Raw genomic sequence first — 9,574 nt, forward strand, 5'->3', positions numbered from 1 at the left:
GGCCTCGAACCCGGCGATCAGCCCCGCGACCGAGACCGCCGCGGGGAGCGTGCCGGGACGTCCGGCGGGCAGCGGGTTGGGGGGCTGGTAGAAGGCGTCGTTCTGGGGCGGGACCGTGTCCGCCCGCGCGGTCCCTGCGGGGAGCGCGGCCGTGACGGCGGCCAGGACCGCCGTGACCGCGGCAAGGGCGCGTGGGATTCTCACCTGAACCTCCTCAGGTCCGCCGGGCGGCCGGGGTACCGTCCGGCGCTGCCCGAAATGTGACACTTGGCGCGGCGTAGACATAGTGGGCCTGAGGAGGAAAACCGGCCGGGTCTTGTCAGTCGTCTGACAAGACCCGGCCTCGCGTTCAGTCCGCCGGAGCGGCCGCGGTCACCGCGCGGCGGCCGGGACGGGCTCCTCGGCGGCCACCGGCTCGCGGCGCGTCAGCACGTTGAACACCAGGTTCAGCAGGATCGCGGTGATGCTGCCGAGGGTGATGCCGCTGTTGAGGATGGCCGCGACGTCGCGGGGCATGTGCTCGCCGAACGCCGGGATGGTGGACGGCACGAACGCGATGCCGATGCTGATCCCGACGACCAGCGCGTTCCGCTCGTCCCGCAGGTCGGCCTTGGCGAGCGTCTGGATGCCGACGACGGCGACCATGCCGAACATGGTCATCGCCGCCCCGCCGAGCACGTCCGGCGGGATGGACGCGACGTACGCGGCGGCCTTGGGGAACAGCCCGAGGACCATCATGATGAAGCCCGCGGCGACCACCACGAACCGGCTGCGGACGCCGGTCAGCCGGACCAGTCCGACGTTCTGCGCGAAGCAGGTGTAGGGGAAGGCGTTGAGCGCGCCGCCGAGGACGGTGGACAGGCCGTCCGCGCGGAACGCCCGGGTCACGTCGGCGTCACTGACGTCCTTGCCGACGATCTCGCCGGTGGCCTTGGAGTCGCCGACGGTCTCGACGACCGTCACCATCATGACCAGCAGCATCGCCACGCACGCGCCGATCTGGAAGGTCGGGGCGCCGTAGTGGAACGGGGTGGTGACGCCGACCCAGTCGGACGCGCCGACCTGGTCGAACGAGGTGTCGCCGAGCAGCCAGGAGACGACCGTCCCGCCGACCAGGCCGAGCAGGACCGCGACGCTGGACAGGAACGGCCGCCGCAGCCGGTACAGCACCACGATGAACAGGACGGTGCCGCCCGCGTACATCAGGTGCTTCCAGCTGCCGAACTCCGGCTTGCCCTTGAGCGCCGCGCCGCCGGCGGCGTCGGTGAGCGCGTTCGGGATGAGCAGCAGGCCCATGATGGTGAGGACGGTGCCGGTCACGACCGGCGGGAACAGCCGCAGCACCCGGCCGAGGAACGGCGCGGCCAGGAACATCACGATCCCGGACGTGATCGTCGCGCCGTAGATGGCCAGCAGCGCGGCGGTGGGGGTGGCCGCGCCCTGCCCGATGGCGATCATCGGGGCGACCGCGGTGAAGGTGACGCCCTGCACGATCGGCAGCCGCACGCCGATCTTCCAGAACCCCCACGCCTGGATGACCGTGGCGATGCCGCAGGTGAACAGGTCCGCGTTGATCAGGTACACGAGCTGCTGCGGGGACAGCCCGATGCCGCTCGCCACCAGGATGGGGACGACGACGGCTCCGGCGTAGAACGCCAGGACGTGCTGGAATCCGTAGAGGGCCAGCTTGGGCAGGGGGAGCACCTCGTCTACGGGATGCTTCCGCGTGCCTTCCTCCGACATGCCTGCCTTGCCTTTCGAACGGTAGGTAAATGACATGCGTGGTGGCCCCGGCCGAGGGGGCGGGGGCCGGAGCGGAGAACCTATCGTCCGGCTTCGTGGTGGTTTCCGGTGGGGGGCCGGTTGACCTCGGGAAACACCGGGCGGATCATGGCGGGATGGACGAGCGGCCGGAACGGGACGAAGCACTGAACGCCTATGTTGGCCTCGATGCGGACGACGCGGAGCGTCGGGCGCGGGACGCGGGCTGGACGGCGCTGCGGCGGCTGGACCCCGGCGCCGTGGTGACCCTGGAGTACCGCGCGGACCGGCTGAACTTCACGGTCGAGGGCGGGCGCGTCACCCGGTGCTGGGCGGGCTGACGCCGTAACGGACCGGGCTGACGCCGTGGCGGACCGGGCTGACGACGGGGCGGAACCGGCCGGACGCCTCCCGAAAAAGATCGAAAAGCGGGGCGCGCCGTCCGGGAGTTGATCATTCAGCGACCTACAGTGACGGCATGATCACGGTCGTTCGCTTCGGGGTGCTGTTCACCGCCGCCGCGTGCGGGGCGCCTTCCGCCCTGACCGCTCCGGCCACCTCGGTCACCAGGGCCCCGCGGGCCGCGTCGTCCGCTTCGGCGTCACCGCCGGGGGCGTCGAACACGCCGCCTCGGGCGCTGGACTCGCGTCCACTCTCGACGCGGGATCCCGGGCCCGCGCCTCCGACCGGGACGGCGCGTGGTGACCCGGTGCCGAAGAGCCCTGCGGGGACGTCCACGGGGGCGGGAAAGAAGGCGCGTCCGAAGAAGAGTTGGGCGTGGTCGGGGTCGTTCCACTGGCTGGGCCAGGACTTCCGGATCGAGTCCCGGCGGGAGGGCGCGGAACTGGTCATCCGGGTGAACGCGTCCCCCGGGTTCCCGCCGGTCCCGCCGCTACCGCCTCTCTCCTCGGCTCGGCCGGCGGTCACCCCGAAGCGGGGCACGCTGAGCCGACCGGGCGGCTTCGACGCCCAGCAGGGGGCGGGCGCGCCGGGCGGTCCGGGAGCGCCCGGGGAGCCGGGCGGTGTGGCATGCCCGCCGGGATGACGCTGCCGGGCTCGATGGGCGCACCGGGCGGACCTGGGGAGCCCGGCGGGCCGAGCGCCCCCGGCGGCGCCGCCACCCCGGGCGAGCAGGGCGACCCCGGCGGACCTGGCGGGCCGGGAGGCCCCGGCGGACCTGGAGGCCCCGGAGGGCCGGGTGGCTCGGGCGGGCCCGGAGGTTCAGGAGGGCCCGGAGGTTCAGGAGGGCCCGGAGGTTCAGGAGGGCCCGGAGGTTCAGGAGGGCCCGGGGGTTCAGGAGGGGCGGGCGGCTCCGGTGGGTAGGGCCGGGCGGGTCAGGTGGGGCGGCGGAGGCCGTCGAAGAGCAGGGTGGCCAGGCCGTCCGCGACCGCCTCGCGGGTCATGCCGCCGTCGGGGCGGTACCACTCGGTGAGCGAGTTGACCGCGCCGAACAGGACGCGCGCGGCGAACCCCGGGTCGAGGTCGTCGCGGACGCCGCCCTCGGCCGCGGCCCGCGCGACGAGGCCCGCGAACCGGTGGTCGAACTCGCGGCGACGCTCCAGGGCGCGCCGCTCGACCGGGGAGTTACCGCGGACCCGCAGCAGCAGCGTGACGTACGGCTGCTCGTCCACCAGGACGCGGACGGCTCCCCGCACGGTCTGCTCCAGGCGTTCGGTGGCGGTGACGGGACGGTCCAGTTCGGCGTCCAGGACGGCGAACAGGGCGTCCAGGGCGCGGTTCACGGCCAGTTCGAGGAGCTCCGCCTTGCCGGACACGTGATGGTAGATGGCGGACTTGGTGATGCCGAGGCGGCGGGACAGCTCCTCCATGCCGGTGCCGTCGTAGCCGCGCTCGTTGAACGCGGCGACGGCGACGTCCAGCAGGGTGGCGCGGTCGTAGCCGGGGCGTCCGCGCCGTCCTCCCGTGACCGGTGTGGTGCTCATGCCGGTCACTGTGACACAGCCTCCGGACCGTTCCCACGCCGGGCGAGTTCCCGGGAGCGGCCGCGGAACTCGGCGACGACCTCGTCCCCGCGCCTGACCGTGACGTCGTAGACGCCGCTGCGGCCGTACCGGACGCGTTCACGGGCCTCGGCGACCAGCACGTCCCCGGCGTAGGCGGACGCGACGAAGGTGATGTCGGCCCCGGCGGCGACGGTGACCGGGCCGTGGCTGTTGCAGGCGCACGCGAACGCGGTGTCGGCGAACAGGAAGAGGTAGCCACCGTGGGCCAGGCCGTGCCCGTTGACCATGCTCTCGGTCACGGTCATCCGCAGGTCGGCGGTGCCGGGCCCCCAGTCGATCAGCTCGATGCCGAGTTCCGCGGAGGCCCGGTCGGTCGCGAGCATCGCGTGCACGGGGCCTTCGTGGGTGTCGGTCATGTCCGGTCCTTCCGGGTTGTCTTGCCGTGGACGGGTGCCATCCCTCAGACTAATTACTGAACGAATGGTCGGTAAGGAAGTGGGGCCGATGACGCAGACCACGACCGCTGCGGCGGCCGGGGCGGACGACCGCCTCCAGGAGCACTTCGACGAGGTGATCGCGCACGACCGGCGGATCGAGCCGCGCGACTGGATGCCCGAGGCGTACCGGGGCACCCTGGTCCGGCAGATCGCCCAGCACGCGCACTCGGAGATCATCGGGATGCAGCCGGAGGGCGCGTGGATCACCCGCGCGCCGTCGCTGCGCCGCAAGGCGATCCTGTTCGCCAAGGTGCAGGACGAGGCGGGCCACGGGCTCTACCTGTACGCGGCGGCGGAGACGCTCGGCGTGGACCGGGCCGACCTGACCCGCCGGCTGATCGAGGGCCGGCAGAAGTACTCGTCGATCTTCAACTACCCGACCCTGTCGTTCGCCGACGTGGGGGTGATCGGCTGGCTGGTGGACGGCGCGGCGATCTGCAACCAGGTGCCGCTGTGCCGCAGCAGCTTCGGCCCGTACGCGCGCGCGATGGTGCGCATCTGCAAGGAGGAGTCCTTCCACCAGCGGCAGGGCTACGAGCTGCTGCTGACCATGATGCGCGGCACCCCCGCCCAGCGGGCGATGGTGCAGGACGCCGTGGACCGCTGGTGGTGGCCGTCGCTGATGATGTTCGGGCCGCCGGACGAGGCGTCCCCCAACTCGGCCCGGTCGATGGCCTGGAAGATCAAGCGGCACAGCAACGACGAGCTGCGCCAGCGGTTCGTGGACATGACCGTCCCGCAGGCCGAGAAGCTCGGCGTCACGCTGCCGGACCCGGAGCTGCGCTGGAACGGCGAGCGCGGCCGCTACGACTTCGGCACCCCGGACTGGGACGAGCTGAAGCGCGTGATCAGCGGGAACGGCCCGTGCAACGAGGACCGGATCGAGCGCCGCCGGCGCGCGCACGAGGACGGCGCGTGGGTCCGCGACGCGGCCGCCGCGCACGCCCGGAAGCAGGCGGCGCGCCACGGGTCCGCGCGAGCGGGGACCGCGCAAGCGGAGACCGTGCAGGAGACCGGGCGCGGGGCCGGAGAGCGCGCGGAGCGGAGCGCCGGCCGGGTCGGGCCGGGCGATCGGGAGGCGCGATGAACGAGGACTGGCCGCTGTTCGAGGTGTTCGTCCGGGGCAAGCGCGGGCTGAACCACGTCCACGTGGGGTCGCTGCACGCGGCGGACCAGCGGATGGCGCTGACCCACGCCCGCGACCTGTACACGCGGCGCAACGAGGGTGTGTCGATCTGGGTGGTGCGCTCGTCGGACATCACCGCCTCGACGCCGGACGAGAAGGACCCGTTCTTCGAGCCGTCCGGCGACAAGGTCTACCGGCACCCGACGTTCTACGACATCCCCGACGACGTCCCGCACATCTAGGAGACCGCGATGCGCGAAGACGACCACGTCTACCTGTCGCTGGCGGAGGACCAGGACGACGCCCGGTGGGCGTTCGGCACCGGCTTCGAGGACCCTCTGCACGGCGTCGACACCGCCGTCCCGGACGGCCTCGACCCGGCCGGGCTGGCCGCGCTCTGCCTCGGCCTGGGCGACGACGCGCTGGTCGCGTCGCAGCGGCTCGCCGAGTGGTGCACGCGCGCGCCCGAGCTGGAGGAGGAGGTCGCGCTCGCCAACATCGGGCTGGACCTGCTCGGCCAGGCGCGGATGCTGCTGACCCGCGTCGGCCAGGTGGACGGCACCGGCCGCACCGAGGACGACCTGGCCTACCTGCGCGAGTCCGACGACTACCGGAACGTCCGGCTCGCGGAGCTGCCGAACGGCGACTTCGCGTTCTCCATGGCGCGGCTCCTGGTGTTCTCCGCGCACCGGCTGGCGGTGTTCGAGCGGCTCGCCGCCGGGCACCGGGACCCGGTGCTGCGGGCGGTCGCGGCCAAGGGCGTCAAGGAGCTGACCTACCACCGGCAGTACGCCGCCGACTGGGTCGTCCGGCTCGGGGACGGCACGGACGAGTCGCACCGCCGCATGCAGGAGGGTCTGGACGCGATCGCGCCGTACGTGGACGAGCTGTTCCGGGCGTCCGCCGACCTGGACGGAGACGACGACGGCGACGGCAACGGCGACGGCGACGGCGAGGACGTCCGGAGCGAGGTCGAGGGCGTCCTGGCGCAGGTGGCGGAGGCGGCGACGCTGACCGTCCCGCCGTTCGAGCCGATGGACGGCGACGGACGCGCCGGGGTGCACACGCCGTGCCTGGCGCCGCTGCTGTTCGAGATGCAGAGCGTCGCGCGCGCACTTCCGGGAGGCCGGTGGTGAACGAGCCGGTGAGGACCGGGGCGGCGGGACCGGTGGTGAGCGCCCGCGAGGTGGCCGAGCGGGTCGCCGACCCGGAGCTGCCCATGCTGACGCTGGCCGATCTCGGCGTCCTGCGGGACGTGGCGGAGGCCGCGGACGGCTCGGTCACGGTGGCGCTGACCCCGACCTACAGCGGCTGCCCGGCGATGGCCGAGATGCGCGCGGACATGGTGCGGTCGCTGCACGAGGCGGGCTACGGCGACGTGCGGGTCACGACCGTTCTGGACCCGCCGTGGACCACCGACTGGATCAGCGCCGAGGGCCGCCGGAAGCTGGCCGAGCACGGCGTCGCGCCGCCGGGACGGGCCCCGCGCGGGCCGGTGCCGCTGGTGCTGGGCGGCGTCCGGCGGGCGGTGGCGTGCCCGCGCTGCGGGTCCGGCGAGACCGAGGAGACGTCGCGGTTCTCGTCCACCGCGTGCAAGGCGCTGTGGCGGTGCCGGTCCTGTTCCGAGCCGTTCGAGCACGTCAAGGAGATCTAGCGTGACCGTACCGGTGACCACCGCGCCCGTCCGCCGCCGCCGGACGTTCCACCGGCTGCGGATCGCGGGGATCGAGCGGCTGTGCGCGGACGCGGTCGCCGTCACCTTCGACGTGCCGCCCGAGCTGGCCGGCGAGTTCGCGTTCCGGCCGGGGCAGGCGCTCACGCTGCGCCGGGTCGAGGACGGCCGGGACGAGCGCCGGTCGTACTCGATCTGCGCGCCCGCCGGGTCCCCGCCGCGGATCGGCGTCCGCGAGGTTCCGGGCGGGCTGTTCTCGTCCTGGCTGGTGCACGAGGCGCGGCCGGGTGACGAGGTCGAGGTGATGGGCCCGACCGGGACGTTCACCCCCGATCTCGCCGAGCCCGCGCACCACGTGCTGGTCGCGGCCGGGTCGGGGGTGACGCCGATGCTGTCGATCGCGGCGTCGGTGCTGGCCGCGCACCCGGACACGCGGGTGACGCTGCTGTACGGCAACCGCCGCACCGACACGGTGATGTTCACCGAGGACCTCGCCGACCTCAAGGACCTGCATCCCGCCCGGTTCCAGCTCGCGCACGTGCTGTCCCGGGAGCCGCGCGAGGCGGAGCTGCTGTCCGGGCGGATGGACTCCGCCCGTTTCGCGGCGCTCGTCGACGGCCTCGGCCTGCGGGACGCCTCGCACTGGTGGCTGTGCGGGCCGATCGGGATGGTCGAGGACGCCCGCCGCGTCCTCGCCGGGCTGGGCGTGCCGGCCGAACGCGTCCACCGGGAGCTGTTCTTCGCCGAGGACGAGCCGGTCGTGCCGCTGCGGCACGAGGACGCCGCCCCGGAGGGCCCGGTCAGCCAGGTCACGATCACGCTGGACGGCCGGTCCACGACCGCCGCGCTCCCCCGCGACCGGACCGTCCTGGAGTCGGCGCAGCGCGTCCGGCCGGACCTGCCGTTCGCGTGCAAGGGCGGCGTCTGCGGGACGTGCCGGGCGAAGGTGACGTCCGGGTCGGTGCACATGCGGCGCAACTTCGCGCTGGAGCCGGGCGAGGTCGCCGCCGGGTACGTGCTGACCTGCCAGTCCCTGCCGGAGACCGACGAGGTCGCGGTCGACTACGACGGCTGACGTCCGGACGTCCGCCCGGCGGCCGGGTCAGCGGAGGGACTCGTCCTTGACGTCGCTGGCCAGGATGAACAGGCACTTGTCCTGTTTGAGGACGACGTTGGCGCCGACGGTGGCGGGCTTGCCCTTCTCCCACGTCCCGGTGAAGGTGCGCTGGGGGTCCGCGTTGATCGTCGTGTTCTGTAGTTTGCCGTCGCACGTGGCGGTGGTGACCCCGCCTCCGACGCGGTCGTACTTCGGCTTGCCCTGCTTGGGCCGGGGCGGCTGCCCGGCGCCCACTCCCACGTGGGTGGCGTCGCTGCAGCTGTAGAGCACCGGCACCTCCAGGGTCTTGCCGTCCTTGCCGATGGTGGCCAGGCCCACCTTCACCTTGGCGGGATGCTTGCCCGTGAGCGTGCAGGGCGGCGGCGCTTCGGGTGCGGCGGCGGTCAGTACCGCGGTCAGCGCAGCGGTGCCGATGAGGCTGAAGACCGGCATCGGAGATCTCCCTTCTGGAGGTCGGCGCGACGGCGCGGCCGACACCACTGCAATGTTACCCAGAGTGTTCGTTAATCACTCTTCGTGCTCGGACGGTCGGTCCGGAGGGCTTCGGCGAGGTAGGGGGCGGTGTGCCCGGAGGAGGCCGCGACGGCGGCCGGGGCGCCCTGGGCGACGATCCGGCCGCCGGCCGCGCCGCCGCCGGGACCGAGGTCGATGACGTGGTCGGCGGTCGCGACGACGTCCATGTCGTGCTCGACGACCAGGACGGTCGCGCCCTCGTCGACCAGCGCCTGGAGCTGCCCGACCAGGACCTCGGCGTCGGCGGGGTGCAGGCCAGTGGTCGGCTCGTCCAGCACGTAGAGGGTGTCGCCGTGGCGGGCGCGCTGGAGTTCGGACGCCAGTTTCACCCGTTGCGCCTCGCCGCCGGACAGTTCCGTGGCGGGCTGGCCGAGCCGCAGGTAGCCGAGGCCGACCTCGCGGAGCGTGCGCAGGGACCGGGCCGCCGGGCGGACGTCCGCGAGGAACCCGGCGGCGTCGTCCACGGTCATGTCGAGCACCTGCGCGATGTCGGCGCCCCGGTAGGTCACCTCCAGCGTCTCGGGGTTGTAGCGGGCGCCGCCGCACACCGGGCACGGCGCGTAGGTGCTCGGCAGGAACAGCAGCTCGACCGAGACGTAGCCCTCGCCCTGGCAGTTCTCGCAGCGTCCTCCGGCGACGTTGAACGAGAACCGTCCGGCGTCGTAGCCGCGCGCCCTGGCCTCGGCGGTGTCGGCGAACAGCTTGCGGACGGCGTCGAACAGGCCGGTGTAGGTCGCGAGGTTGGAGCGCGGGGTGCGTCCGATGGGCTTCTGGTCGACGCGGACGACGCGTCCGGCGTCGGGAGCGCCCGCGATGGCGTCCAGAAGGCTCGACTTGCCGGAGCCGGAGACGCCGGTGAGCGCGGTGAACACGCCCAGCGGGACGTCCACGTCGAGCGCGCGCAGGTTGTGGCGGGTGACGCCG

At 73.3% G+C, this 9,574-nt stretch carries 12 protein-coding genes and 1 pseudogene; 6 read left to right on the plus strand and 7 right to left on the minus strand.

The window, feature by feature from the left end; genetic code table 11:
• Both AB0J52_RS15845 and AB0J52_RS15850 read right to left on the minus strand, forming a co-directional pair.
• A pseudogene (locus AB0J52_RS15845) lies at positions 1-204 on the minus strand (hypothetical protein); the annotation flags it as partial.
• A 168-nt stretch (positions 205-372) separates the two neighbouring features.
• Positions 373-1,704, minus strand: a complete 1,332-nt coding sequence (locus tag AB0J52_RS15850; RefSeq protein ID WP_500182310.1) for a nucleobase:cation symporter-2 family protein — start codon at positions 1,702-1,704, stop codon at positions 373-375.
• Between the two features lie 194 nt (positions 1,705-1,898).
• Between AB0J52_RS15850 and AB0J52_RS15855 the strand changes: the two genes are divergently transcribed.
• A complete protein-coding gene (locus AB0J52_RS15855; protein ID WP_500182311.1) occupies positions 1,899-2,102 on the plus strand; it encodes an I78 family peptidase inhibitor in 204 nt (67 codons plus the stop codon).
• Positions 2,103-2,226: 124 nt separating this feature from the next.
• On the opposite strand, the gene AB0J52_RS15860 is transcribed toward AB0J52_RS15855, so the two are convergent.
• The 3 genes from AB0J52_RS15860 to paaI all read right to left on the minus strand — a co-directional run bounded on the left by AB0J52_RS15860 (position 2,227) and on the right by paaI (position 4,141).
• Positions 2,227-2,613 carry a hypothetical protein gene (locus AB0J52_RS15860; RefSeq protein ID WP_500182312.1) on the minus strand — a complete coding sequence of 129 codons (387 nt, stop codon included), beginning with the start codon at positions 2,611-2,613 and terminating at the stop codon, positions 2,227-2,229.
• Between the two features lie 482 nt (positions 2,614-3,095).
• The gene (locus AB0J52_RS15865; RefSeq protein WP_500182313.1) at positions 3,096-3,704 is read right to left on the minus strand and encodes a TetR/AcrR family transcriptional regulator; all 609 of its coding nucleotides are present in this window, start codon (positions 3,702-3,704) and stop codon (positions 3,096-3,098) included.
• A gap of 5 nt (positions 3,705-3,709) precedes the next feature.
• A complete protein-coding gene (gene paaI / locus AB0J52_RS15870; protein WP_500182314.1) occupies positions 3,710-4,141 on the minus strand; it encodes a hydroxyphenylacetyl-CoA thioesterase PaaI in 432 nt (143 codons plus the stop codon).
• 88 nt (positions 4,142-4,229) lie between these two features.
• Here paaI and paaA point away from each other — a divergent pair, with 88 nt between their 5' ends.
• The 5 genes from paaA to paaE are packed head-to-tail and all read left to right on the plus strand — an operon-like array spanning position 4,230 to position 8,095.
• Positions 4,230-5,309, plus strand: coding sequence for a 1,2-phenylacetyl-CoA epoxidase subunit PaaA (gene paaA, locus AB0J52_RS15875; protein ID WP_500182315.1), 1,080 nt, complete (start codon positions 4,230-4,232; stop codon positions 5,307-5,309).
• Entirely contained in the window at positions 5,306-5,590 is a 285-nt protein-coding gene (paaB, locus tag AB0J52_RS15880; RefSeq protein WP_500182316.1) for a 1,2-phenylacetyl-CoA epoxidase subunit PaaB, read from the plus strand. Before paaA ends, paaB begins: the two co-directional genes overlap by 4 nt.
• A 9-nt stretch (positions 5,591-5,599) precedes the next feature.
• Positions 5,600-6,484 carry a 1,2-phenylacetyl-CoA epoxidase subunit PaaC gene (gene paaC, locus AB0J52_RS15885; protein ID WP_500182317.1) on the plus strand — a complete coding sequence of 295 codons (885 nt, stop codon included), beginning with the start codon at positions 5,600-5,602 and terminating at the stop codon, positions 6,482-6,484.
• A complete protein-coding gene (gene paaD, locus AB0J52_RS15890) occupies positions 6,481-7,002 on the plus strand; it encodes a 1,2-phenylacetyl-CoA epoxidase subunit PaaD (protein WP_500182318.1) in 522 nt (173 codons plus the stop codon). The genes paaC and paaD overlap by 4 nt, the downstream gene beginning before the upstream one ends.
• 1 nt (position 7,003) lies before the next feature.
• Complete coding sequence (gene paaE / locus AB0J52_RS15895; protein ID WP_500182319.1) at positions 7,004-8,095, plus strand: 1,2-phenylacetyl-CoA epoxidase subunit PaaE; 1,092 nt, start codon at positions 7,004-7,006, stop codon at positions 8,093-8,095.
• A gap of 27 nt (positions 8,096-8,122) precedes the next feature.
• On the opposite strand, the gene AB0J52_RS15900 is transcribed toward paaE, so the two are convergent.
• Positions 8,123-8,569: a hypothetical protein gene (locus AB0J52_RS15900; protein ID WP_500182320.1), complete on the minus strand. Its 447-nt coding sequence runs from the start codon at positions 8,567-8,569 to the stop codon at positions 8,123-8,125.
• A gap of 71 nt (positions 8,570-8,640) precedes the next feature.
• A partial coding sequence (locus tag AB0J52_RS15905; RefSeq protein ID WP_500182321.1) for an ATP-binding cassette domain-containing protein occupies positions 8,641-9,574 on the minus strand: 934 nt, incomplete at its 5' end.

The organism is Spirillospora sp. NPDC049652 (genome assembly GCF_040675125.1).
In the GTDB taxonomy this organism is placed as follows: Bacteria; Actinomycetota; Actinomycetes; order Streptosporangiales; family Streptosporangiaceae; genus Spirillospora.

Bases quoted from the DNA above. Each gene is read 5' to 3' on its own strand.
- AB0J52_RS15855 (WP_500182311.1), top strand. From the start codon at position 1,899: ATGGACGAGCGGCCGGAACGGGACGAAGCACTGAACGCCTATGTTGGC.
- AB0J52_RS15860 (WP_500182312.1), bottom strand. From the start codon at position 2,613: ATGACCAGTTCCGCGCCCTCCCGCCGGGACTCGATCCGGAAGTCCTGG.
- AB0J52_RS15865 (WP_500182313.1), bottom strand. From the start codon at position 3,704: ATGAGCACCACACCGGTCACGGGAGGACGGCGCGGACGCCCCGGCTAC.
- paaI (WP_500182314.1), bottom strand. From the start codon at position 4,141: ATGACCGACACCCACGAAGGCCCCGTGCACGCGATGCTCGCGACCGAC.
- paaA (WP_500182315.1), top strand. From the start codon at position 4,230: ATGACGCAGACCACGACCGCTGCGGCGGCCGGGGCGGACGACCGCCTC.
- paaB (WP_500182316.1), top strand. From the start codon at position 5,306: ATGAACGAGGACTGGCCGCTGTTCGAGGTGTTCGTCCGGGGCAAGCGC.
- paaC (WP_500182317.1), top strand. From the start codon at position 5,600: ATGCGCGAAGACGACCACGTCTACCTGTCGCTGGCGGAGGACCAGGAC.
- AB0J52_RS15900 (WP_500182320.1), bottom strand. From the start codon at position 8,569: ATGCCGGTCTTCAGCCTCATCGGCACCGCTGCGCTGACCGCGGTACTG.